This window comes from Kitasatospora sp. NPDC002040, from assembly GCF_040296785.1.
Lineage (GTDB): Bacteria > Actinomycetota > Actinomycetes > Streptomycetales > Streptomycetaceae > Kitasatospora.
Genome location: NZ_JBEOXV010000013.1, coordinates 18,711 through 44,761 on the forward strand (window position 1 = coordinate 18,711; position 26,051 = coordinate 44,761).

The 26,051-nt window shown below is 73.0% G+C and carries 7 protein-coding genes; all 7 read right to left on the bottom strand.

Annotated elements, in window-relative coordinates; all coding sequences use genetic code 11:
• Position 1: 1 nt before the first annotated feature.
• The 7 genes from ABT118_RS24415 to ABT118_RS24445 all read right to left on the bottom strand — a co-directional run bounded on the left by ABT118_RS24415 (position 2) and on the right by ABT118_RS24445 (position 26,048).
• Positions 2 to 706 carry a hypothetical protein gene (locus tag ABT118_RS24415; protein WP_350672657.1) on the bottom strand — a complete coding sequence of 235 codons (705 nt, stop codon included), beginning with the start codon at positions 704 to 706 and terminating at the stop codon, positions 2 to 4.
• A gap of 148 nt (positions 707 to 854) precedes the next feature.
• Positions 855 to 3,098, bottom strand: a complete 2,244-nt coding sequence (locus ABT118_RS24420; RefSeq protein WP_350672658.1) for a terpene synthase family protein — start codon at positions 3,096 to 3,098, stop codon at positions 855 to 857.
• A 105-nt stretch (positions 3,099 to 3,203) separates the two neighbouring features.
• Positions 3,204 to 4,616, bottom strand: coding sequence for a family 2B encapsulin nanocompartment shell protein (locus ABT118_RS24425; protein WP_350672659.1), 1,413 nt, complete (start codon positions 4,614 to 4,616; stop codon positions 3,204 to 3,206).
• A gap of 307 nt (positions 4,617 to 4,923) precedes the next feature.
• Positions 4,924 to 5,985, bottom strand: coding sequence for a branched-chain amino acid aminotransferase (locus tag ABT118_RS24430; protein ID WP_350672662.1), 1,062 nt, complete (start codon positions 5,983 to 5,985; stop codon positions 4,924 to 4,926).
• 31 nt (positions 5,986 to 6,016) lie between these two features.
• Positions 6,017 to 6,400 (bottom strand): nuclear transport factor 2 family protein, encoded by a 384-nt coding sequence (locus ABT118_RS24435; protein ID WP_350672665.1) that lies wholly within the window; start codon positions 6,398 to 6,400, stop codon positions 6,017 to 6,019.
• A complete protein-coding gene (locus ABT118_RS24440; protein WP_350672667.1) occupies positions 6,397 to 16,596 on the bottom strand; it encodes a non-ribosomal peptide synthetase in 10,200 nt (3,399 codons plus the stop codon). Before ABT118_RS24440 ends, ABT118_RS24435 begins: the two co-directional genes overlap by 4 nt.
• The gene (locus tag ABT118_RS24445) at positions 16,593 to 26,048 is read right to left on the bottom strand and encodes a non-ribosomal peptide synthetase (protein WP_350672670.1); all 9,456 of its coding nucleotides are present in this window, start codon (positions 26,046 to 26,048) and stop codon (positions 16,593 to 16,595) included. The genes ABT118_RS24440 and ABT118_RS24445 overlap by 4 nt, the downstream gene beginning before the upstream one ends.
• Positions 26,049 to 26,051: the final 3 nt, after the last annotated feature.

Consider the following 26,051-nt stretch of genomic DNA (forward strand, 5'->3'; position numbering starts at 1 on the left):
ATCAGGAGCGGCCGCGGCCGCCGCCGGAGGAGCGTCCGCGCGGCCGCATCGCACCCGCCGCGAGGACGGCCGGGACGGTCACCAGCAGGACGGTCCGGGTGGTCGGCATGCCGGTTCGCTTGGGCGGTTCGACGGCGGCCACCGGGGCCGGGCGGCGGAACGTTACGGCAGGTGCCGGAGCCGGTAGCGGCGGTGGCGTCACCTTGGGGGTGGGGGTGGGGCTGGGCGTCGGCGATGGCGGAGGCGGGACGACCGCACGGGTCGGCGACGGGGACGGCTTCGGCTTGGGGGCAGGCGGCGCAGGGGGCGGCGGGGTCGGCTTCGGGGGCGGCGAGGGCTTGGGCGGCGGAGTGGGCGTCGGGGTCGGGGTGGGCGTGGGCGAGGGTTTGGGCGAGGGGGTGGGGCTGGGCGTCGGCTTGGGCGGGCACGGGTGGTGGTGCGGCGGCCAGTGGCCGTGCCCGTGACCGTCGCCGAGGTCGAAGCCGAACTCGGTGGTGACCTCGACCGAGACCGGTGCGAAGCCCACCTCGATCCGAGAGCACCAGTGGTAGCCGGACCCGACGAGGCCCCCGCGGTCCTGCGGTGCGCCGGGAGCGGCGGCCCCGGCCAGGGCGGAGCAGAGCGCCGTGGCGCCCGCCACCGTGACGGCTCGCCAGAGCCATCGGCGCGCTGTCGAAGGGGAGTTGTCGCTCACGTGGGTGATCACCGAGCGAGCCGGTGGATAGGTTCTCCAGTTGGGCACTGAATACCTCGAAAGGGCTAACCGATCGTCAGCCAGTGTGATTGGTGCGCGGATTGGACGGTGTGCGGAAGGGGTCCGGGCGCGCGCACCCGGACCCCTCGGTCGGCCGGTGTCAGCCGGCCCTGATCAGCTCCAGCACTCTGGCGGCCGAGGTGCCGAACCCGGTCGGGCCGCTCAGCGGCTGCCGGACCGGCGTGACGGTCGGTGCGAAGTGCCGCAGCAGCGCGGCCTCGTTGTAGCGGTCGCACTCGGAGTGCCAGACCTTGATCCCGTACAGCCAGTGCCGGATCTCCTGGACGTAGCCCTCCAGCTCCCGCCTGGCCGCGTCGTCGAGCCGGAACTCATCGAACAGGGCCGGGAGTTCGATCTCGGTGAGGTGCTCGAACTGCCTCATCCGGCTGGTCATCAGGTCGTCCACGATGGCCAGCGCCTGGTGCCGGTCGCAGTCGAGGAAGTTCTGCACCACCAGGACGATGTTGTGGATCTCGCCCTCGAACTGGATCTCCTTCTGGTAGGAGAAGACGTCGTTCATCATGCAGGCGTAGTCGGCGGCGGCCGCCTCCAGCTCCAGCACCGGCGTGGCGGCGAAGACCTCGGACGGGATGCTGTTGCCCCGGGACAGCCGGGCCAGGCTCATGGTGAGGTCCGAGCCGAAGGTGCGCCGGCGCATCTCGATGTAGTCGATCGGGTCCGGGATGTGGTTCTGGATCTGGTTGGCCAGCTCCCAGAGCCAGCTCTCCAGCATCTGCTCGACCGCGCCCCGGAAGGTCCGGCGGGACTCGACCGGCATCGGGCCGGCCGTCCGGGTCCAGAGGTCGGCCAGGGCGACCTCCAGGGGGTGCACGGGCGTGATCCCAGCCGGCCCCTCGACCGGCATCAGCTCCAGCATCCGGGCGTGCAGGTGCTTGGCCCCGGCCAGGTCTCCGGTCCGGCCGTGGACCAGCGGGTAGAGGTCGTCGCCCCAGGTGCCCCAGGCCAGCCAGCAGGTGGTGAGGTCCAACTGCTCGGCGCTCGCGTCCGGGTGGATGCCGGCCGAGCAGAGCGCGAAGTCGTACGCGCGCAGCTTCTCCTCGGTCCACAGGCCGGAGCCGGGCACACCGGGGACCAGGTCCAGCAGCCCCATCCGGTGCGCCCACTCCACCACGTTCTCCCGGGCCCGGTCCAGGTGCGGGCTCAGGGCGTTGCTGAACGGCAGGTAGAAGTCCGGCAGTTCGGTCGGGCCGACCTGCTCGAACGGGGTGTGGGTGAAGCTGCGCAGCCGGGCCGGCATGGTCCGGGCGACCGAGCCGAACAGTCGGGCGGCCGAAGTCCCCAGCCCGGACGGGCCGTTCAGGAACGAGGGCAGGCCGGGGCCGAGGTCGGCCGATTCGTTCATGTAGCGGCTGGAGCGCAGGTGCCACTCGTGGCCGCCGGACTGCCAGTCCTGCAGCCCCTTGACGTACGCGAACACGTCGGCGGCGGCCCGGGCGTCCAGGCCGTGCTCGATCAGCAGGGCCGGGACCTCGGTCAGTGCGGTGTGCTCGAACTGCTGCAGCCGGGAGGTGAGCAGGTCGTTCACCCGGTCGGCCGCCTCCTGGGTGGAGCAGTCCAGGAAGCGCTCCAGCACCAGGATCCCGTTGGAGAGTTCACCCTCGCCCTCGACCTCGCGCTGGTACGAGAACAGGTCGTTGCGCAGGTGCACGCCGTCGGAGAAGCTGTCCCGCAGCACCTCCATCGGACGGCTGGCCGCGATCACGGCTGGCACCTCGGCGCCCGCCGCGTGCTCCACCAGGCCGGCCGACCAGGGGGCGCCGCCGACCTTGCGGCGCATCGCGATGTACTCGATCGGGTTGGAGACCCGGCCCTCGTTGATGTTGGCCAGCTCCCACATGGACTCGTCCAGCAGCGCCTTGGTGGCCACGGCGAAACGTTCCCGCCAGGCCATCGACATGGCGGGGACGGACCGGGCCCACAGGTCGGCCAGGCCGGCCTCGACCGCGTTGGTCGGCTCCGGGTAGCCCTGGCTGTCGTCCAGCGGCATGTAGGCGGGCAGCCGGTCCAGGTAGGCCTTGCCGCCGACCAGGTCGCCACTGCGCTTGAAGATGTCCAGGAAGTGGTCGTCGAAGAAGAAGACCCAGACGTACCAGTCGGTGATCAGCGCCAACTCGGCCGCGTCGCAGTCCGGGTGGGTGTAGGCGCAGAGCAGCGCGTAGTCGTGCCGGTCGAAGTCGTCCTCGTCCCAGATCCCGGAGCCCTCGATCATCTCCAGTTCGCGGGCCCAGGCCTTCGAGTGCTCCCGGGCGCTCTCCAGGTGGGGGTTCAGCCGGGCCGGGTACGGCAGGTAGAAGTCCGGCAGTTGGAAGGGTTGCGGCGCCATCGGTGCCAAGCCTTTCGTGGGGCGCCCCGTTCCGGGTCCCCTGACATGGCGTCGGGCGGCCCGGCTGTTCTGCCGACCCGCCCGACGCTCAGCTCAACCTGACGACTAGTCGCGACCGTTGGCGATCTGGACGTTCTCCAGCACGCCCAGCGCGTCCGGCACCAGGACGGCGGCCGAGTAGTAGGCGGTGACCAGGTAGGAGATGATCGCCTTCTCGTCGATGCCCATGAAGCGGACCGACAGGCTCGGCTGGTACTCGTCCGGGATGCCGGTCTGGTGCAGGCCGATCACACCCTGGTTCTCCTCGCCCGTCCGCATCGCGATGATCGAGCTGGTCCGGTCCTTGCTGACCGGGATCTTGTTGCAGGGCAGGATCGGCACCCCGCGCCAGGACGGGACCTTGGAGCCGTGCAGGTCCACGTGGTCCGGGTACAGGCCGCGGGCGTTGAACTCGCGGCCGATCGCGGCGATGGTGCGCGGGTGGGCGAGCAGGAAGTCGGTGTCCCGGCGGCGGCTGAGCAGCTCGTCCAGGTCGTCCGGGGTGGGCGGGCCGGAGTGGGTCTGCAGCCGCTGCTTGAAGTCGGTGTTGTTCAGCAGGCCGAACTCGGGGTTGTTGACCAGCTCGAACTCCTGCCGCTCGCGCAGGGCCTCGACGGTCAGCCGGAGCTGGTGCTCGGTCTGGTTCATCGGCTGGTTGTAGAGGTCGGCGACGCGGGTGTGCACCCGGAGCACGGTCTGGGCGACGCTGAGCTCGTACTCGCGCGGGGTGGCGTCGTAGTCGACGAAGGTGCCGGGGAGCTGGACCTCGCCCCAGTGGCCGGCCGAGAGGGCGATCTCCGCCTCGCCCAGCTCGTTCTGCCGCTGCTGCGGGAGGGTCAGGAACTCCTGCACGTGCGCCTGGAGGGCGGGCGAGGCGTCCAGCACGGCCTGGAAGTCGGCGCGGGAGAGCGAGAGCACGGTGCCGTTGGTGACGGCCTTGACCGTGTAGTCCCACAGGGCGGTGCCGTCGGTCAGGCTCTGCTCGCCGAAGCGGTCGCCGTCGGCCAGCACGCCGAGCTGGGTGGGCGCGTCGTACGCGTCCAGGCCGGCCCGGCTGACCTTGCCGTGGGCCAGCAGGTGCAGCTGGTCGATCGGCTCGCCGAGCTCGGCCAGCACCTCGCCGGCCCGGAACTCGCGCTGCACGCAGCGGCCGGCCAGTGCGACCAGCACGTCCGCGTCGTCGAAGCCGCGCAGCAGCGCCAGCTCACCCAGCTCGGCCGGGATCACCCGGACCTCGGAGCCGGTCTTCACGAAGTCGATCCGGCCGTCCCCGACGGTGTACGTCAGACGGCGGTTCACCCGGTAGGCACCACCGGAGGTCTGCACCCAGGGCAGCACCTTGAGCAGCCAGCGGGAGGTGATCTCCTGCATCTGCGGGGCGGACTTGGTCGTGGTGGCGAGATTGCGCGCAGCGGCTGTGCCGAGGCTCAGCTGCTTCTCCTGCGCCTGCGTGGTCTCCAGGCTTGCATCCACGGACATCTGCCGGGTCTCCTTCATATGGTCACGGCGGACCGCCTGTCGTGCCGACAGGTCGTCAAATAATCGTGAGAACACCGGAGTTGGGCAGCTGAAGGACCGATGTCGACCGCCCGCCCCCGGTCGAGTACGACAGTAGATCGACGGTGCGCCGACATGCCCCGGACGGCCCCTTCGCTCGCTCGAATAGGTGAATGATCTGCGTGGTGTGTTCTATTGCCGCAACTCTCTGCTCTCGGATGTATCCGAACCAAAAGCGGCGTGGGCGGGAGCGGGGGGCGAACCCCGGTCCCACCCACGCCGCGCCTGTTCAACGGGTCGGGTGGAGCCAGCCCTCGGGGTCGGTGGCGAGGCCGTGGTGGAGGTCGGTGAGGGCGGTGCGGAGGGAGCGGGTGACCGGGCCGGGGGTGCCGTCGCCGATGGTCCAGTCGCCGTCCCGGTCGCGGACCCGGCCGACCGGGGTGACCACGGCGGCGGTGCCGCAGGCGAAGACCTCGGAGATGGTGCCGTCGGCGCACTCGCGGCGCCACTGCTCCAGCGTGATCCGCTCCTCGCCGACGCCGTGGCCGAGGCGCTCGGCCAGGGTGAGGATGGTGTTGCGGGTGACGCCGGGCAGCAGGGTGCCGGTGAGCTGAGGGGTGATCACCCGGGCGTCGGCGCCCCGGCCGCGGACCAGGAACATGTTCATCCCGCCCATCTCCTCCAGGTAGCGCCGCTCCACCGCGTCCAGCCAGACCACCTGCTGGCAGCCGGCCGCCTCCGCCTCGCGCTGGGCCAGGAAGGACGGGGCGTAGTTGCCGGCGATCTTGACGTTGCCGGTGCCGCCGGGGAAGGCCCGGACGTAGTCGTGGCTGACGAAGACCGAGACCGACTCGGTGTTCTCGCCGAAGAAGCCGCCCGCGACGAAGGCCATCAGCAGGAAGCGGTAGGTCCGGGACGGCCGCAGCATCAGCGAGGTGTCGGTGCCGAACATCATCGGCCGCAGGTAGATGCTGTGCGACGGGTCGTCGGAGAGGCTGCCCTGGTCGGCGTTGATCAGCTGGTCGACCACCGAGACGAAGAGGTCGGCCGGCAGCTCCGGCATGGCCAGCCGGGCGCAGGAGCGCTGGAACCGGAGCGCGTGGTCGGCGGAGCGCCAGACGCCCATCGCGCCGTCGGCCCGGCGGTGCGCCTTGAGGCCCTCGAACGCGACCTGGCCGTAGTGCAGGCCGATCATGCCGGGGTGGATGGAGAGGTTCTGCAGGGACGTCAGTTCGGGCGTGGACCAGCCGTCCTGCTCGTTCCACTCCATGCTGATCATGTGCTCGGTGAAGGACTCGCCGTGGCCGGGGTTGGCGATGACGGCGGTGTCGGGCTCGAGGGTGGTGGTCATGGTGAGTGCTCCTTCTGGCAGAGGTGGACGATCAGACGAGGGGTGCGAAGAAGTAGGTGTCGCGGGTGGCGAAGAGCCCGTCGGGGCGGACGGTGAAGCTGTCGGCGAAGCGCAGGTCGACCGGGTCGCCGGAGTGCAGCACCCCGTGGAACTCGCCGAACACGCCGACGGTCGGGCCGTCCGCGAGCACGGTGCTCAGGGTGTGGTTGCCGGAGCGGATGGTGCGGTCCCGCCCGTAGAAGCCGAGCAGCCCCTCGGGGCCGGTCATCAGCCCGTAGCCCGGGCGGCGGTACTCGGCGTCCGGCGCGAACAGCGCGGCCAGGCCCGGGGCGTCGCCGAGGTCGACCAGCTCGTAGAAGCGGCGGACCACCCGGACGGCGAAGGCGCTCTCGGTGGTGGGCGGGGCAGTGGTCATCGGGGGTCTCCAGGGAGCAGGGCGGCGGTCAGGGTGGGACGGATCGCGGCGAGCGGCTCGGGGCCGGTCATCCGGGCGTGGGTGCAGTCGATCGGGTGGACGGTGAGCCCGCCGCCGACGTACGGCTGCCAGACGGCGGGGTCGGGGGCGTCGGCCGGGCGGTCGGCGGTGGCCAGGTAGAACAGCACCTCGCCGTCGAAGTGGCCGGGCCGATGGTCCGTCAGCAGGTTGAGGTTGCCGGCGAACACCCGGGGGAGGGCGGCCAGCAGCTCCGGTTCGAGGCCGGCCAGCGGGCCGTCGGCGCGCTGCACCGCCTCCCGGTACTCGGCCGGGGTCGGCCGGCCGTTCCGGTAGCCGGCCGGCGGGTAGCCGAGGGTGCCGAGCAGGGCGGCCAGCGTCTCGCCGTCCTCCGGGGACCAGTCGCGGAGCTGCGCCTCGATCGGCGGGTAGCCGTCCAGCATCGCCAGCAGCGCGACCTCTTCGCCCGCGGCCCGGAGCTGGACCGCCATCGAGTGCGCGACCGCGCCGCCGTACGACCAGCCGAGCAGCTGGTACGGGCCGGTGGGCTGGACCCGGCGGATCTGCTCCAGGTAGTCCTTGGCCATCTCCTCGATGCTCGCGGGCGCCGCCTCCGGGTCGGCGAAGGCCCGGGACTGGAGCCCGTACACGGGCTGGTCGGGGTCGAGCGCGCCGATCAGGCCGGAGAACACCCAGCTCACCCCGGCGGCCGGGTGGACGCAGAACAGCGGGGTGCGCGAGCCGCGCGGCCGCAGCGGCAGCAGGACGGCGAGCGAGTCCGACTCCTCGCCGGAGTCGAGGCGTTCGGCCAGCTCGGCCACGGTCGGCGCCTCGAACAGGGCCCGCAGGCTGAGCCGGGCGCCGAGGGCCGAGCGGATCCGGCTGACCAGCCGGGTGGCCAGCAGGGAGTGGCCGCCGAGGTCGAAGAAGTTGTCGTCGATCCCCACCTCCGGCTGCCCGAGCACCTGGGCGAAGATCCCGCAGAGCAGCTCCTCCCGGGAGTCCCGGGGGCTCCGGCCGGCCTGGCGGGTGGGGAGTTCGGGGGCGGGCAGGGCGCGGCGGTCGAGCTTGCCGTTGGGCGTCAGCGGCAGCGCGTCCAGCTGGACGAAGGCGGCCGGGACCATGTAGTCGGGCAGCTGCCCGGCGGCGAAGGAGCGCAGCTCGGCCGGGTCGAGCGGCCGGGTGCCGGTCAGGTAGGCGACCAGCCGCCGACTGCCCGGCCGGTCCTCCCGGACGTCCAGGGCGACCTGGCCGACCTCGGGGTGCCGGGCCAACTGGGCCTCGATCTCGCCGAGTTCGATCCGCAGGCCGCGGATCTTGACCTGCTGGTCGGCCCGTCCGGCGAAGGCGAGTTGGCCGTCCGGGCGGCGGCGGACCAGGTCGCCGGTGCGGTACATCCGGGTCCCGGGGGCGCCGTAGGGGTCGGCGGTGAAGCGTTCGGCGGTCAGGGCGGGGCGGTTGAGGTAGCCCCGGGTCAGGCCCGCTCCGGCGAGGTACAGCTCGCCGGTGGCGCCGACCGGGACGGGGGCGAGGTGACGGTCCAGCACGTAGGCCCGGGTGTTGTGGACCGGGCCGCCGATCGGCGGCAGCGCGCCGGGGGTGGGCTCGGGGCCGAGGTCGGCGGCGGTGGCCGCCACGGTGAACTCGGTCGGCCCGTACATGTTGACCATCCGGAACGGGACGCCCGGGGCGGGCCAGCGGCGCAGCGTGTCGCCGCCGAGGTAGAGCAGGCGCAGGGCCCCGGGTGCTGCGGTCAGGTCGTCGAGCGAGGCCTCCAGCCGGGGGGTCGGCATGAAGCAGGTGGTGATCCCGGCCCCGGCCACCCAGCGGGTCAACGCCTCGGCGTCGTCCAGCAGTTGGTTGTCCGGCAGGACGGCGGTGCCGCCGGCGGCGAGCACCGGCCAGAGCTCCATCACCGAGGCGTCGAAGCCCGGGGTGGCGATCTGACTGGAGCGGTCGGCGGCCGAGAGGCCGTACGCGTCGGCCATCCAGGCGCACAGGTCGCCGAGGCCGGCGTGTTCGCAGACCACGCCCTTGGGGCGGCCGGTGGAGCCGGAGGTGTAGATGACGTACGCGGCGTCCCTGGGGCCGACGGTGACGGCGGGCGCGGTGTCGGGGCCGTCCGGGTGGCCGGGCAGGACCAGTGGTACGTCCGGCAGGCGGTCGGCCAGTTCGGGCCGGGTGACCACCAGGGTCAGGGCGGCGTCCCGGACCAGGAAGGCGAGCCGCTCGGTCGGGTAGGAGGCGTCCAGCGGGACGTACGCGGCGCCGGTCTTGAGGATGGCGAGCAGGGTGGTGACCAGTTCGGTGCCCCGGTCCAGGCAGACGCCGATCAGGGTGCCGGGGGCGGCCCCCTGGGCGATCAGGTGGTGCGCCAACCGGTTGGCCCGGGCGTCGAGTTCGGCGTAGCTGATCTTCTCGGTGCCGTGCTCGAGCGCGGTGGCGGTGGGGGTGCGGCGGGCGTGATCGGCGATCAGCTCGTGCACCGGGAGGGCGGTGGTGGCGGGGACGGTGGTGTCGTTCCAGTCGGTGAGCAGGGTGTGCCGCTCGGCGTCGGTGAGCAGGTCGAGCCGGCTGACCGGCAGGTCCGGGTCGGCGAGGGCGGTCTCCAGCAGGCGGAGGAACTGCCCGAGCAGGCGGGTCACGGTGTCGTGGTCGAGCAGGTCGGTGGCGTAGTCGGCGTTCAGGCGCAGGCCCGCCGGTGCGCCGTCGTGCAGGGTCTCCGCGACGGCCAGGGTGAGGTCGAACTTGGCGGCGCCGGTGCCGGTCCGGACCGGAGCGGAGGTCAGGCCCCGGAAGGCGGCGGCATGGCCCTCGCCGGGCGGCTGGGCGAGCAGCATGATCTGGAACAGCGGGTGCCGGGCCAGGCTGCGGGTCGGGTTGAGCTCCTCGACCAGGCGCTCGAACGGGACGTCCTGATGGGCGTACCCCGCCAGGTCCGACTCCCGGACCCGGTGCAGCAGTTCACGGAAGCTCGGATCACCGGAGACGTCGGTGCGCAGCACCAGCGTGTTGACGAAGAAGCCGACCAGGTCGTCCAGCGCTTCGTCGGTGCGGCCCGCAGTGGCGGAGCCGATCGGGATGTCGGTGCCGACGCCGAGCCGGCAGAGCAGGGCGCCGAGCGCCGCCTGCGCCACCATGTAGGTGGTGGCGTGCTGCTCCCGGGTGAAGGCGAGCAGCCGGGCGTGCAGCTCGGGGCTGCTGGTGGTGCTCGCGGCCGCGCCCCGGAAGGACGGCTTGGCCGGGCGCGGGCGGTCCAGCGGGAGCGGCACCTCGTCCGGGAGGCCGGCCAGCGCCTCGCGCCAGTGGGCGAGTTGCTGACTCAGCAAGCTGTCGGGGTCGTCGTCGGTGCCGAGCAGTTCGTGCTGCCACAGGGTGTAGTCGGCGTACTGGACCGGCAGCGGCAGCCAGTCCGGCGCGGTACCGTCCCGGCGGGCGGCGTAGGCGGTGGCCAGGTCGCGGACCAGCGGGCCGAGCGACCAGCCGTCGCTGGCGATGTGGTGCATCACCAGTAGCAGCACGTGCTCCTGCTCGCCGAGCCGGTAGAGGAAGGGCCGGATCGGCAGGTCGGCGGTCAGGTCGAAGACATGGCCGCAGGCGAGGGCGAGTTCGGCGTCGAGGCGCTGCTCGGCGCAGTCCGCCAGGGTCCAGTGCGGCGCCGTCCCGGCGGGCCGGACCCGCTGCCGGGGTTCACCGTCGATCTCGTGGTACGTGGTGCGCAGCGCCTCGTGGCGGTCGGTCAGATCGGTGAGCGCGAGCTGCAGTGCCCCGGTGTCCAACTCACCGCTCAGGCGCAGCGCGTACGGCAGGTTGTAGGCGGGGCCCGGGCCCTGGATCTGCTCGTGGAACCAGAGCCGGGCCTGGGCGTGCGACAGCGGGACGGTGCTGCCGCGCTCGACCGGGCGCAGGAGGGGGCGGGTGCCGCCGGTCAGGTGGGTCACCAGCTCTGCGACGGTGGGGGCCTCGAACACGGCCTTGATGGTCAGTTCGGCGCCGAGCGCGGTGCGGACCCGGCTGATCAGACGGGTCACCAGCAGGGAGTGGCCGCCCAGGTCGAAGAAGCTGTCGTCGATCGAGACGGCCGGCTGCCCGAGCACCTCGGCGTAGATCGCGCACAGCACCCGCTCGCGCTCGTCCCTGGGCTCCCGGCCCGCCCGGTCGGCCGGGAGCTCGGGGGCGGGCAGGGCGCGGCGGTCGAGCTTGCCGTTGGGCGTCAGCGGCAGCCGGTCGAGCTGCACGAACGCGGCCGGGACCATGTACTGCGGCAGCCACCGGGCGGAGTGCCGGGCGAGTTCGACCGGGTCGAGCGGCCGGTCGGCGGTGAGGTAAGCGACCAGGCGCTTGTCCCCGGGCCGGTCCTCCCGGACCAGCAGCGCGACCTGGCCGACCTCGGGGTGCCGGGCGAGCAAGGCCTCGATCTCGCCGAGTTCGATCCGCAGGCCGCGGATCTTCACCTGTTGGTCGGCCCTTCCGGCGAAGGCGAGTTGGCCGTCGGGACGGAGCCGCACCAGGTCGCCGGTGCGGTACATCCGCTCGCCGGGTGCGCCGCACGGGCAGGCGGTGAAGCGTTCGGCGGTCAGGCCGGGGCGGTTCAGGTAGCCGCGGGCCAGTCCGGCTCCGGCGAGGTACAGCTCGCCGGTGGCGCCGATCGGGACCGGGTTGAGCCGGTCGTCCAGCACGTACACCCGGGTGTTGGCGGCGGGGCGGCCGATCGGCGGCAGCGCGCCCGGGCTCGGCTCCGGGCCGAGGTCGGCGGCGGTGGTGGTGACGGTGAACTCGGTCGGCCCGTACTGGTTGGACATCCGGAACGGGACGCCGGGCGCGGGCCAGCGGCGCAGCACGTCGCCGCCGAGGTAGATCAGTCGCAGTGCACCGGGGTTGGCGGTCAGGTCGTCGAGGGCGGCCTCCATCCGGGGCGTGGGCATGTAGCAGGCGGTGATCCCGGCCTCGGCCACCCACTGGGTCAACGCCTCGGCGTCCTGCAGCAGTTGCGGGGTCGGCAGGCAGGCGGTGCCGCCGGCGCAGAGGATCGACCAGAGCTCCATCACCGAGGAGTCGAAGCCGGGGGTGGCGAGCTGGCTGGAGCGGTCGGCCGCGGTCAGCCCGTACTCGTGGATCATCCAGTCGGTCAGGTTGCTCAGGCCGGCGTGTTCGCAGACCACGCCCTTGGGGCGGCCGGTGGAGCCGGAGGTGTAGATCACGTACGCGGCGTCCCTGGCGCCGACCCGGACCGCAGGTGCGGATTCGGCACCCTGCTGGGTGCCGAACAGGACCTGGACGGTGCCGGGCAGCCGGTCGGCCAGCCCGGGCTGGGTGACCACCAGGGTCAGGGCGGCGTCGGCGGCGATGAAGGCGAGCCGCTCGGCCGGGTAGGAGGCGTCCAGCGGGACGTACGCGGCGCCGGTCTTCAGGATCGCCAACAGGGTGACCACCTGGGCGGTGCCCCGCTCCAGGCAGACCCCGATCAGAGTGCCGGGGGCGGCGCCCTGGGCGATCAGGTGGTGCGCCAACCGGTTGGCCCGGGCGTCGAGTTCGGCGTAGCCGATCCGCTCGCTGCCGCACTCCAGCGCGGTGGCGGTCGGGGTCAGCCGGGCCTGCCGGGCGATCACCTCGTGCACCCGGCGGTCGGCCGGGAACGCGACGGCGGTGTCGTTCCAGTCCACCAGCACGGTCCGGCGCTCGGCCTCGGAGAGCAGGTCGAGCTCGCCGACGGGCCGGGCGGGGTCGTCGAGCGCGGCCTCCAGCAGCCGGAGGAACTGGCCGAGCAGCCGGCTGACGGTGTCCTGGTCGAGCAGCTCGGTCGCGTAGTCGGCGTTCAGCCGCAGACCCGCCGGAGCGCCGTCCTCGAGGGTCTCGGTGACGGCCAGGGTGAGGTCGAACTTCACCGCGTCCGTGCCTACCGGGACGGACGCGGCGGCAAGCCCGGTGAACTCGGGACCCTGGCCGCTGCCGGGCGGCTGGGCCAGCAGCATGATCTGGAACAGCGGGTGCCGGGCCAGGCTGCGGGCGGGGTTGAGCTCCTCGACGATCCGCTCGAACGGGACGTCCTGGTGGGCGAACGCGGCCAGGTCGGACTCCCGTACCCGGGCCACCAGTTCGCCGAAGCCCGGGTCGCCGGAGACGTCGGTGCGCAGCACCAGCGTGTTGACGAAGAAGCCGACCAGGTCGTCCAGGGCCTCGTCGGTGCGCCCGGCGGTGGCGGAGCCGATCGGGATGTCGGTGCCGACGCCGAGCCGGGAGAGCAGGGCGGCCAGGGCGGCCTGCGCGACCATGTAGGTGGTGGCGTGGTGTGCCCGGGTGAAGGCGAGCAGCCGGGCGTGCAGCTCGGGCGAGCTGGTCAGGGTGACCGCCGCGCCCTGGTGGGTGGGCTCGGCCGGGCGGGGGCGGTCCAGCGGGAGCGTGACCTCGTCCGGGAGGCCGGACAGCGCCTCGCGCCAGTGCGCGAGTTGGCGGGAGAGCAGGGCCTCGGGGTCGTCGTCGGTGCCGAGCAGTTCGTGCTGCCAGAGGGTGTAGTCGGCGTACTGGACCGGCAGCGGCTGCCAGTCCGGTGCGGCGCCGTCCCGGCGGGCCCGGTAGGCGGTGGCCAGGTCCTTGGTGAACGGGCCGAGCGACCAGCCGTCGGTGGCGATGTGGTGCAGCACCAGGAGCAGCACGTGCTGCTGTTGGTCCAGTTGGAGCAGGTGGGGCCGGATCGGCAGCTCGGCGGCCAGGTCGAACGGCACGTTGCAGGCCCGGGCCAGCTCGGCGGCGAGATCCGGTTCGGCGCAGCGTCCGAAGAACCAGCCGGGCCTGGCGGCCTCGGCGGCCACGATGCGCTGGCGGGGTTCGCCGTCGACCTCCTGGTAGGTGGTGCGCAGGGTCTCGTGCCGGGCGATCACGTCGTCCAGGGCGAGTTGCAGGGCCGGGCTGTCCAACTCCCCGTGCAGGCGAATCGCGTACGGGAAGTTGTACGCCGTACTGCCCGTCCCCTGGGCCTGCTCGTAGAACCAGAGCCGGGCCTGGGCGGGGGAGAGCGGCACGGCCGCGTCCCGGGCGGTGCGGCGCAGTCCGGGGCGCGAACCGCCTTCGGTGACCAGCTGGTGGACCAGCGCGGCGACGGTGGGGGCCTCGAACACGGCCTTGATGGTCAGCTCGGCGCCCATCACCGTGCGGACCCGGCTGATCAGACGGGTGACCAGCAGGGAGTGGCCGCCCAGGTCGAAGAAGTTCTCGTCGACGCCGACCGACTCCAGGCCGAGCAGATCCGCGAAGACGCCGCAGAGCAGTTCCTCCCGTTCGTTGCGGGGGCTCCGGCCGGCCTGGCGGGTGGGGAGTTCGGGGGCGGGCAGGGCGCGCCGGTCGAGCTTGCCGTTGGGCGTCAGCGGCAGCGCGTCGAGCTGGACGAAGACGGTCGGCACCATGTAGTCCGGCAGCCACTCGCCCGCGTGCCGACGCAGCTCGGCCGGGTCGAGCGGCCGGGTGCCGGTCAGGTAGGCGACCAGATCCTTCCGGCCGCCGGGGCCCTGGTGGAGGTCGACGGCGACCTGGGTGACCTCGGGGTGGCGGGTGAGCAGTGCTTCGATCTCGCCGAGTTCGATCCGCAGGCCGCGGATCTTGACCTGCTGGTCGGCCCGTCCGGCGAAGGCGAGTTGGCCGTCGGGGCGGCGGCGGACCAGGTCGCCGGTGCGGTACATCCGCTCGCCGGGGGCGCCGTACGGGCAGGCGGTGAAGCGTTCGGCGGTCAGGCCGGGGCGGTTCAGGTAGCCGCGGGCCAGTCCTGCTCCGGCGAGGTACAGCTCGCCGGTGGCGCCGACCGGGACGGGGGCGAGGTGCCGGTCCAGTACGTAGAGCCGGGTGTTGTCGTTCGCGCCGCCGATCGGCGGCAGTGCGCCGGGGGTGGGCTCGGGCCCGAGGTCGGCGGCGGTGGCCGCCACGGTGAACTCGGTCGGCCCGTACTGGTTGGAGAGCCGGAACGGCGAGCCGGGTGCGGGCCAGCGGCGCAGCGTGTCGCCGCCGACGTAGACCAGCCGCAGGGCGCCCGGATCGGCCGTCAGCTCGTCAAGTGCGGCCTCCAGCCTGGGAGTCGGCATGAAGCACACCGTGGTGCCGGAGTCGGCGATCCACCGGGTCAGCGCCTCGGCGTCGTCCAGCAGGCGGGTCTCCGGCAGGACGGCGGTGCCACCGGCGGTGAGCACCGGCCAGAGCTCGATCACCGAGGAGTCGAAACCGGGGGTGGAGAGCTGGCTGGCCCGGTCCGCCGGAGTGAAGCCGAACTCCCGGACCTTCCAGGCGCACAGGTCGCTGAGGCCGGCGTGTTCGCAGACCACGCCCTTGGGGCGGCCGGTGGAGCCGGAGGTGTAGATGACGTACGCGGCGTCCCTGGGGCCGACGGTGACGGCGGGCGCGGTGTCGGGGCCGTCCGGCACGCGGTCGAGCAGCACCAGGGCGGCGGAGGTGGCGGGCAGGCGGTCGAGCAGCTCGGGCCGGGTGACCAGCAGCGGCAGCGCGGCGTCCGCGGCGATGAAGGCGAGCCGGTCGGCGGGGTAGGAGGCGTCCAGCGTGACGTACGCGGCGCCGGTCTTGAGGATCGCCAGCAGGGTGACGACCCGGTCGATCCCGCGTTCCAGGCAGAGGCCGACCAGGACTCCCGGGGCGGCCCCTCGGGTGGTCAGGTGGTGGGCCAACCGGTTGGCCCGGGCGTCGAGTTCGGCGTAGTCGATCTTCTCGGTGCCGTGCTCCAGCGCGGTGGCGGTGGGGGTGCGGCGGGCGTGATCGGCGATCAGCTCGTGCACCGGCCGGTCGGTGGTGGCGGGGACGGCGGTGTCGTTCCAGTCGGTGAGCAGGGTGTGCCGCTCGGCCTCGGTGAGCAGGTCGAGCCGGCTGACCGGCAGCTCCGGGTCGGCCAGCGCGGAGTCCAGCAGCCGGAGCAGCTGGTCCAGCAGCCGCCGGACGGTCTCCCCGTCCAGCACCTCGGTCGCGTAGTCGGCGTTCAGCCGCAGCCCGGCCGGGCTGCCCTCGCGGTGGTGCTCGCCGACCGCGAGGGTGAGGTCGAACTTGACCGCGTCGGTGCCCACCGGGACTGCTGTGGTGGAGAGTTCGGCGAAGTCCGGGCCCCCGCCGGTGCCGTCGCCCGCCTGCTGGGCGAGCAGCATGATCTGGAACAGCGGGTGCCGGGCCAGGCTGCGGGCGGGGTTGAGCTCCTCGACCAGGCGCTCGAACGGGACGTCCTGGTGGGCGAAGGCCGCCAGGTCCGACTCCCGGACCCGGCCGACCAGTTCGCGGAACCCGGGGTCGCCGGAGAGGTCGGTGCGCAGCACCAGGGTGTTGACGAAGAAGCCGACCAGGTCGTCCAGCGCTTCGTCGGTGCGGCCCGCGGTGGCGGAGCCGATCGGGATGTCCGTGCCCGCGCCGAGCCGGGACATCAGGGTGGCCAGGGCCGCCTGCACCACCATGAAGACGGTGGCCTGCTGGGCCCGGGCGAAGGCGAGCAGCCGGGCATGCAGCTCGGGCGAGCTGACGGCGGAGACGGCGGTGCCCTTGTGCGAGGGCTCGGCCGGGCGGGGGCGGTCCAGCGGGAGGGCGACCTCGTCCGGCAGGTCGGCCAGCGCCTCGCGCCAGTGGGCGAGTTGCTGGCTGAGCAGGCTGTCGGGGTCGTCGTCGGTGCCGAGCAGTTCGTGCTGCCAGAGGGTGTAGTCGGCGTACTGGACCGGCAGCGGCTCCCAGTCCGGCTCGGTGCCCCGGCGGCGGGCCCGGTAGGCGGCGGCCAGGTCGCGGACCAGCGGGCCCAGCGACCAGCCGTCGGTGGCGATGTGGTGCATCACCAGCAGCAGCACGTGCTCCTGCTCGCCGAGGCGGAACAGGAACGGCCGGATCGGCAGGTCGGCGGTCAGGTCGAAGGCGAGGTTGCAGGCCCGGGCCAGGGCGGCGGTGAGCTCCGGCTCGGTGCAGTCGGTGACGGTCCACTCGGGGACGACGTCCTCGGTCGGCAGCACCCGCTGGAACGGCTGTCCGTCGGCCTCGCCGTAGGTGGTGCGCAGCGCCTCGTGGCGGCCGGTGACGTCGGTCAGGGCCAGCCGCAGCGCCTCGGGGTCCAACTCACCGCTGAGGCGCAGCGCGTAGGGCAGGTTGTAGGCCGAGCTGGTGCCCGCGATCTGCTCGTAGAACCAGAGGCGGGTCTGCGCGTAGGAGAGCGGGATCACGAGGAGACCTCCTTGGTGCGGGCGCGGAGGGCCGGCCGGGCGCGGACGGCGGTGGTCAGACGGCCGGTCAGCTCGGCGACGGTGGGCGCCTCGAACACCGCCTTGATGGTCAGTTCGGCGCTCATCACCGAGCGGACCCGGCTGATCAGACGGGTCACCAGCAGGGAGTGGCCGCCGAGTTCGAAGAAGTTGTCGTCGATGCCGACGGTCTCCAGGCAGAGGATCTCGGCGAACAGGCCGCAGAGCTTCTCCTCCCGCTCGTCGCGCGGGGCCCGGCCGACCGGGCGCTGGGTCAGGTCGGGGGCGGGCAGGGCGCGGCGGTCCAGCTTGCCGGTCGGGGTCATCGGCAGCGCGTCCAGCAGGACGACGGCCGAGGGGACCATGTACTCCGGCAGCCGTTCGGCGACGAAGGCGCGGACGGCGGCCGGGTCGACCGGGCGGTCCGTGACCACGTACGCGACCAGGCGCTTGTCGCCGGGGTTGTCCTCGCGGACCACCACCGCCGACTGGCTGACGCCGGCGAACCGGCCGATGGCGGTGCGGACTTCGCCGGGTTCGACCCGGAAGCCGCGGATCTTGACCTGGTCGTCGGCGCGGCCGAGGAATTCCAGGGTGCCGTCGGGGAGCCAGCGGACCAGGTCGCCGGTGCGGTACATCCGGGCGCCGGGTTCGGCGTAGGGGTTGGCGACGAAGCGTTCGGCGGTGAGGGCGGGTTGGGCGGTGTAGCCGTGGGCCAGGCCGAGGCCGGACATGTACAGCTCGCCCGTGACACCGGGGGCGACCAGCCCGAGGTGGGCGTCCAGGACCCAGAGCTGCTTGCCGTTCAGCGGGCGGCCGACCGGGATGCTCGGGCGGCGGGCGTCGTCGGCGGTGACGTGGTGGGCCACGGTGAAGATCATCGACTCGGCGGGGGAGTAGCCGTTCACCAGCCGGATCTGCGGGAAGTCGGTGACCAGGCGCATCACATGGGCCATCGAGGCGGCCTCGCCACCGGTCATCACCTGGCGCAGGCCGGCGAAGACCTGCGGGTACTCGTCCAGCAGGAAGTTGAGCAGACTGGCGGAGACGTGCAGCGTGGTGACGGCGTGTTCGCGGACCAGGGCGGCGATCACGGTGGGCTCGGGGCGCTGGCCGGGCTGAAGGACGCAGACCCCGCCGGAGAGCAGCGGGCTGAACAGCTCCAGCGCGAAGGCGTCCCAGGAGATCGGGGAGCACTGGAGCCAGACCTGGCCGGGGTCCAGAGCCGCGAAGTCCTGGCCGAGCAGGGTGCCGACGACGGCCCGGTGCGGCGAGACCACGCCCTTGGGGGTGCCGGTGGAGCCGGAGGTGAACATCAGGCAGGCGGCGTCCAGCGGCCCGGCGATCGGGGGCAGCGGGGTGGTGGGCAGGGCGGGCAGGCGGTCCGTCAGCACCTCGGGCCCGATCAGCCGGCCGGCCAGGGCGGAGTGGGTGACCACCAGTCGGGCCCGGGTGTGGTCGAGCACCGTGTTGATCCGCTCGACCGGGAACTCGGGGTCGAGCATGGTGTAGGTGCCGCCGGCCTTGAGCACGGCCAGTACCGCGACCACGAGTTGGACCGAGCGTTCCAGGTGGATCCCGGCGACGTCGCCGCGTTGTAGACCCTCGGCGACCAGGTGGTGGGCGAGCTGGGTGGAGCGTTCGTTCAGCTCGCGGTAGCTGACCCGCTGGTCGCCGAAGACCAGGGCGGTGGCGTCGGGGGCGCGGTCGGCCTGCTCGGCGAAGAGCTCGTGCACCGTCCGCTCGGTCGGCACCCGGGCGGGCGCGCCGGCCCACTCCAGCGCCAGCGTCCGCCGCTCCGCCGCCGACAGCACGTCGACCAGACCGATCGGCAGCTCCGGCGCGGCCAGCGCGCCCTCCAGCAGTCGGACCAGCCGGGCCGCCAACTCCTCCACGGTGTCCCGGTCGTAGAGGTCGGAGGCGTAGTCCACGTTGATCCGCAGCCCGGCCGGAGCGCCCTGCTCGCGGCGCTCGGTGACGGCCACCGTCAGGTCGAACTTGACCGTGTCGACGCCCGCCGGGACGATCTCCGCCGCCAGTCCGGGGATCACCAGCTCGGCGGCGCTGTTGTTCTGCACCACCAGCATGATCTGGAACAGCGGGTGCCGGGCCAGCGTGCGGACCGGGTTGAGCTCCTCCACCAGCCGCTCGAACGGGACGTCCTGGTTGGCGTACGCGTCCAGGTCGGACTCCCGGACCCGGGCCACCAGTTCGCGGAAGCCGGGGTCGCCGGAGACGTCGGTGCGCAGCAGCAGGGTGTTGACGAAGAAGCCGACCAGGTCGTCGGCGGCCTCGTCCACCCGGCCGGCCACCGGGGTGCCGAGCGGGATGTCGGTGCCACCGCCGAGCCGGGAGAGCAGGGCGGCCAGCCCGGCCTGGAGCACCATGAAGAGGGTGGCCTGGTGCTCCCGGGCGAAGCTGAGCAGTCTGCTGTGCAGCTCGGCCCCGACGCTGATGGTGACGCCGTCGCCGAGGTTGGTCGGCGCGGCCGGTCGCGGGCGGTCCAGCGGGACGGTCAACTCCTCCGGCAGGTCGGCCAGTGCCGAGCGCCAGAAGGCGAGTTGCTGGGCGATCAGGCTGCCCGGGTCGTCCGCCGCACCGAGCAGCTCCTGCTGCCAGACGGTGTAGTCGGCGTACTGGACCGGCAGCGGCAGCCAGTCGGGGGCGTCGCCGGTGGTGCTCCGGGCCGCGTACGCGGTGCCCAGGTCGCGGACCAGCGGGCCCATCGACCAGCCGTCGCTGGCGATGTGGTGCAGCACCAGCAGCAGCACGTGCTCCTGCGGGTCCAGCTCGAACAGGTGCACCCGCAGCGGCGGTTGGGCCGAGAGGTCGAAGCCCTGGTTGGCCGCCCCGGCGATCAGGCCGGGCAGCTCGGCCTCGGTGACCGGCAGCTGCTGCCACGGGACCTCGACCTCGGCCGGGTCCAGCACCCGCTGGTACGGCTCACCGGCCCACTCCTGGAAGACGGTGCGCAGCACCTCGTGCCGGGCCACCACGTCCGAGACCGCGGCCTGCAGCGCCCGGGCGTCCAGCGCCCCGCGCAGCCGGATCGTGACCGGGACGTTGTAGGCCGAGCCCTGGCCCTCCAACTGGCCGAGGAACCAGAGCCGTTGCTGGGCGAAGGAGAGCGGGAGCCGCTCCGGCCTGGCCACCGCGCGCAGCGCCGGGCGGGCGTGCTGGGCCCGGTCGACCCGCTTGCCGAGCCGGGCCACGGTCGGCGCCTGGAACAGGTCCCGGATGCCGATCTCGACGCCGAGCACCGAGCGGAGCCGGCTGACCAGCCGGGTGACCAGCAGGGAGTGGCCGCCGAGGTCGAAGAAGTCGTCGTCGATGCCGACCGACTCCAGGCCGAGGATCTCGGCGAACAGGCCGCAGAGCAACTCCTCCTGGGCGTTCCGGGGTTCACGTCCCTGCGGTCGGTGCGAGTGGTCGGGGGCGGGCAGCGCGCGGCGGTCCAGCTTGCCGGTCGGGGTGATCGGCAGCGCGTCCAGGAAGACCACCGCCGAGGGCACCATGTACTCGGGCAGCAGGCCCGCGACGTGGGTGCGCAGCGCGGCCGCGTCGACCTGGAGTGCCTCGGGGGTGCCGTCGGTGACCACGTAGGCGACCAGCCGCTTGTCACCGGGCCGGTCCTCGCGGACCACCACCGCGGCCTGGCCGACCCCGGGGTAGCCGGCCAGGGTGGCCCTGACCTCGCCGGGTTCGACCCGGAAGCCGCGGATCTTGACCTGGTCGTCGGCCCGGCCGAGGAACTCCAGGATGCCGTCGCCGCGCCAGCGCACCAGGTCGCCGGTGCGGTACATCCGGCTCCCCGGGGCGTCGTACGGGCAGGCGACGAAGCGCTCGGCGGTCAGCGCGGCCTGGCCGGCGTAGCCGTGCGCCAGGCCGACGCCGGACATGTAGAGCTCGCCGATGACGCCGGGGGCGACCAGGCCGAGGCCCTCGTCCAGGACGTAGAGGCGCTTGTTGCCGAGCGGGCGGCCGACCGGGATGGACGGGCGGGTGCCGTCGGCCGGGGTGATCTCGTGCGAGACCGTGAAGATCATCGACTCGGCGGGCGAGTAGCCGTTCACCAGGCGGAGCCTGGGGAAGCGGTGGACCAGGCGCATCACGTGCGGGATGGAGGCGGCCTCGCCGCCGGTCATCACCTGGCGCAGCTCGGTGAACACCTGCGGGTACTCGTCCAGCAGGAAGTTGAGCAGGCTGGCGGACACGTGCAGCGAGGTGACCCGGTGCCGGACCACCAGTTCGGCGATCACGGCCGGCTCGGGGCGCTGGCCGGGCTGGAGCACGCAGACCCCGCCGGACATCAGCGGGCCGAACAGCTCCAGCGCGAAGGCGTCCCAGGAGACCGGGGCGCACTGGAGCCAGACCTGGGCCCGGTCGAAGTCCACGAAGCCCTGGCCGACCAGGGTGCCGACGATGGCCCGGTGCGGGGAGACCACGCCCTTGGGGACGCCGGTGGAGCCGGAGGTGAACATCACGCAGGCGGCGTCGCCGGGGTCGGCCAGGCCGGTCAGGCCGGTGACGGGGTGACGGGCGATCAGCCCGGCCTCGGTGTCCAGGGCCAGCTCGCGGTGGCCGCCGGTGAGGCGTCCGGCCAGCTCCTCGACCGTGAGCAGCAAGCGGGCGTCGGTGTGGGTCAGCACGGTGGCGATCCGCTCGACCGGGAAGTCCGGGTCGAGCATGGTGTAGGTGCCGCCGGCCTTGAGCACGGCCAGCACCGCGACGACCAGCTGGACCGAACGCTCCAGGTAGACCCCGGCCACGTCGCCGCGCCCGAAGCCGCCGGCCACCAGGTGGTGCGCCAGCTGGATCGAGCGCTCGTTCAACTCCCGGTAGCTGACCTGCTGGTCGCCGAAGACCAGGGCGGTCGCGTCCGGCTGCCGGGCCGCCTGCTGCTCGAACAGCTCGTGCACGCAGCGGTCGGCCGGGAACTCGGTCTCGGTGTCGTTCCAGTCCACCAGCAGCGCCTGCCGCTCGTCGCCGGAGAGGATCTCCAGCCGGCCCACCGGGACGTCCGGCTCGGCGAGCTGACCCTCCAGCAGCCGGACCAGCCGGTCCAGGATCACCTCGACCGTGGCCCGGTCGAACAGGTCGGTGGCGTACTCCGCCATCGCCCGGATGCCGGCCGGCTCGCGGTCGGGCCCGAAGGTCTCGGTGAAGCCGAGGGTCAGGTCGAACTTGGCGGTGTCGGTGGTGACCGGTGCGATCTCGGTGTCCAGGCCGGGCAGCCGCAGCTTGGCCTCGGCGTTGTTCTGCACCACCAGCATCACCTGGAACAGCGGGTGCCGGGAGAGCGTGCGGACCGGGTTCAGCTCCTCCACCAGCCGCTCGAACGGGACGTCCTGGTGGGCGTAGGCGTCCAGGTCGCTCTCCTTCACCCGGGCCACCAGCTGGCGGAAGGTCGGGTCACCGGTGAGGTCGGTGCGGAGCACCAGGGTGTTGACGAAGAAGCCGACCAGCTCCTCCAGCGCGTCGTCGGTACGGCCGGCGGTCGGGGTGCCGAGCGGGATGTCGGTGCCCGCACCGAGCCGGGTGAGCAGCCCGGCCAGCGCCGCCTGCATCACCATGAAGAGGGTGGCGTTGTTCTCCCGGGCGAAGGCCAGCAGCCGGCGGTGCAGCCCCTGGCCGAGCCGGGCGGTGGTGACCTGGCCCTGGTTGGTCGGCAGCGCGGGACGGCTGCGGTCCGCGGGGAGCGCGATCTCCTCCGGCAGATCGGCCAGCGCCTGGCGCCAGAAGGCGAGTTGCTGGGAGAGCAGGCTGTCCGGGTCGTCGGCGGAGCCGAGCAGGTCCTGCTGCCAGAGGGTGTAGTCGACGTACTGCACCGGCAGCGGCTCCCACTGCGGGGCGGACCCGTCGCAGCGCGCACCGTACGCGGTGGCCAGGTCGCGCATCACCGGGCCGAGCGACCAGCCGTCGCTGGCGATGTGGTGCATCACCAGCAGCAGCACGTGCTCCTCGGGGGCGATGGCGAAGATGTGGGCCCGGATCGGGAGTTCGACCATCAGGTCGAAGGAGTGCCGGGAGGCCAGGTCGAGTTCGAGCGGCAGCTCGTCCGGCTCGGTGTCCAGCACCGTCACCATCGGCCGGGCCACCCCGGGGGCGACCACCCGCTGGTAGGGCTCGCCGTCCACCTCCAGGAAGACGGTGCGCAGCGCCTCGTGCCGGGCCACCACGTCGGAGACCGCGCTGTGCAGCGCCTCGACGTCCAGCCGGCCGCGCAGCCGGATGGTGTGGGCGACGTTGTACGTACTGTTCGGCCCCTCCAGCTTGTTGAGGAACCAGAGCCTGCGCTGTGCGTACGACAGCGGGATCTCTTCGGGACGCTCCATGACGTAGGACCCCTTTCGCGCCCCACGGGCGCCACGGATTCGCTCGGCGAGGCGCCGCACGGTGGGCGCCTCGAACAGGTCTCGGACAGTCAGCTCGACGCCTGCGGCGGAGCGGATGCGGGCGATCAGGCGGGCGGCCAGCAGGGAGTGGCCGCCGAGTTCGAAGAAGTCGTCGTCGATCCCGGCCCGGTCGAAGCCGAGGATCTCGGCGAACAGGTCGCAGAGTTCGGCCTCCTGCGCGTTCCGGGGCGGGCGCCCGGTCTCGCGCGGGGTGTGGTCGGGGGCGGGCAGGGCCCGGCGGTCGAGCTTGCCGGTCGGGGTGAGCGGCAGCGCGTCCAGCAGGACGACGGCCGAGGGGACCATGTACTCGGGGAGCCGTTCGGCGACGAAGGCGCGCAGCGCAGTCGGGTCGACCGGGCGGTCGGTGACGATGTACCCGACCAGGCGCTTGTCGCCCGGGGTGTCCTCGCGGACCACGGCGGCGGCCTGCCGGACGCCCTCGTGCGCGGTCAACGCGGCCTGCACTTCGCCGGGTTCGACCCGGAAGCCGCGGATCTTGACCTGGTCGTCGGCGCGGCCGAGGAATTCCAGGGTGCCGTCGGGGAGCCAGCGGACCAGGTCGCCGGTGCGGTACATCCGGGCGCCGGGTTCGGCGTACGGGTTGGCGACGAAGCGTTCGGCGGTGAGGGCGGGTTGGGCGGTGTAGCCGTGGGCCAGGCCGAGGCCGGACATGTACAGCTCGCCGGTCACACCGGGCGGGAGGAGCGACAACTCGTGGTCCAGCACCCAGAGCTGCTTGCCGTTGAGGGCCCGGCCGACCGGGATGGTGCTGCGGGCGGCGTCCTCGGCAGTGATCCGGTGGGCCACGGTGAAGATCATCGACTCGGCGGGCGAGTAGCCGTTCACCAGGCGCAACCCGGGGTGGCGGCGGACCAGTTCGAGCACATGGGCGGTCGAGGCGGCCTCGCCGCCGGTCATCACCTGGCGCAGGCCGGCGAAGGTCTGCGGGTACTCGTCCAGCAGGAAGTTGAGCAGGCTGGCGGAGACGTGCAGGGAGGTGACGGCGTGTTCGCGGACCAGGGCGGCGATCAGAGCGGGTTCGGGTCGCTGCCCGGGCTGGAGCACGCAGGTGCCGCCGGAGAGCAGCGGGCTGAACAGCTCCAGCGCGAAGGCGTCCCAGGAGACGGGGGAGCACTGGAGCCAGGTCTGCTCCGGGGAGAGGTCGGCGAAGTCCTGGCCGAGCAGGGTGCCGACGACGGCCCGGTGCGGGGAGAGGACTCCTTTCGGGGCACCGGTGGAGCCGGAGGTGAACATCAGGCAGGCGGCGTCCAGAGGTCCGGCGATCGGGGGCAGTGCGGTGGCGGGGTGCTGCGCGGCCGGCTCGATCAGGATCTCGTCGGCGGTGAGCCGCCCGGCCAGCGCGGCCCGGGTGACGACCCGTCGGGTATGGGTGAGCAGGGAGTTGAGGCGCTCGACCGGGAACTCGGGGTCGAGCACGGTGTAGGTGCCGCCGGCCTTGAGCACGGCCAGCACCGCGACCACGAGTTGGACCGAGCGTTCCAGGTAGATCCCGGCGACGTCGCCGCGTCGGAGGCCCTCGGCGACCAGGTGGTGGGCGAGCTGGGTGGAGCGCTCGTTCAACTCCCGGTAGCTGACCCGCTGGTCGCCGAAGACCAGGGCGGTGGCGTCGGGAGCGCGGTCGGCCTGCTCGGCGAAGAGCTCGTGCACCGTCCGCTCGGTCGGCACCCGGGCGGGCGCACCGGCCCACTCCAGCGCCAGCGTCCGCCGCTCCGCCGCCGACAGCAGGTCCAGCCGGCCCACCGGCAGGTCGGGCTCGGCCAGCGCCGCCTCGATCAGGCGGAACAGCCGCTCGGTCAGCGCGGCCACCGACTCCCGGTCGAGCAGGTCGGTGGCGTACTTCATCAGCACGCCGATGCCCTCGCCCGCCGGGCCCTCCGCCAGCTCCACGATCAGGTCGAACTTGGCCACGTCCAGGTCGATGACCTCGGTCTCGGCCGTCAGGCCGGGGAAGTCGGCAGGCAGTTCGGGGCTGTTCTGGAGCACCAGCATCACCTGGAACAGCGGGTGCCGGGCCAGGCTACGGGCCGGGTTGAGCTCCTCCACCAGCCGCTCGAACGGCAGGTCCTGGTGGGCGAAGGCGTCCAGGTCGGCCGCCCGGACCCGGGCCACCAGCTCGCGGAAGCTCGGCGCCCCCGACAGGTCGGTCCGCAGCACCAGGGTGTTGACGAAGAACCCGACCAGCTCCTCCAGGTCCTGGTCGGTCCGCCCCGCCACCGGCGTACCGAGCGGCACGTCGGTGCTCCCGGTCAGCCGGGACAGCAGCGCGGCCAGCGCGGCCTGGACCACCATGAACAGCGTGGCCTCGCTGCCCCGGGCGAACTCGGCCAGCCGGGCGCTCAGTTCGGCGCCGATCCGGGTCGCCAGCACCTCGCCCCGGTAGGACGGCGAAGCCGGGCGGACCCGGTCGGTCGGGACGGTCAACTCCTCCGGCAGACCGGCCAGCGTCTCGCGCCAGAACGCGAGTTGCCGGGCGGTCAGACTGTCGGGGTCGTCCGCCGCACCGAGCAGCTCCTGCTGCCAGAGGGTGTAGTCGGAGTACTGCACCGGCAGCGACTCCCACCCGGGCGCCGCCCCAGCGGTGCGGGCCCGGTAGGCGGCCGCCAGGTCCCGCAGCAGCGGGCCCAGCGACCAGCCGTCGGCCGCGATGTGGTGCAGCACCAGCAGCAGCGTGTGGTCCTCCGGACCGGCCCGGAACAGCTGGGCCCGGAGCGGGAGTTCGGCCGCCAGGTCGAAGCCGTGCGAGGCGGCGGCGGTGACGGCCCCGGCGGTGTACGGCGCCTCCGCCCAGGGCACCTCGGGCTGCTGCAGCACCTGCTGCCAGGGGCTGCCCTCCCGCTCCTGGTACACGGTGCGCAGAGCTTCGTGGCGGTCGGCCAGGTCGCCGACCGCGGCCCGCAGCGCCTCCCGGTCGAGCGGGCCGCGCAGTCGGACGGTGAGCGGGACGTTGTAGGTCGGGCTGGGCCCCTCGACCTGGTTGAGGAACCAGAGGCGGGCCTGCGCAAAGGACAGCGGAATCATTTA

Bases quoted from the DNA above. Each gene is read 5' to 3' on its own strand.
- ABT118_RS24420 (WP_350672658.1), bottom strand. From the start codon at position 3,098: ATGGCGCCGCAACCCTTCCAACTGCCGGACTTCTACCTGCCGTACCCG.
- ABT118_RS24445 (WP_350672670.1), bottom strand. From the start codon at position 26,048: ATGATTCCGCTGTCCTTTGCGCAGGCCCGCCTCTGGTTCCTCAACCAG.
- ABT118_RS24425 (WP_350672659.1), bottom strand. From the start codon at position 4,616: ATGTCCGTGGATGCAAGCCTGGAGACCACGCAGGCGCAGGAGAAGCAG.
- ABT118_RS24435 (WP_350672665.1), bottom strand. From the start codon at position 6,400: ATGACCACTGCCCCGCCCACCACCGAGAGCGCCTTCGCCGTCCGGGTG.
- ABT118_RS24430 (WP_350672662.1), bottom strand. From the start codon at position 5,985: ATGACCACCACCCTCGAGCCCGACACCGCCGTCATCGCCAACCCCGGC.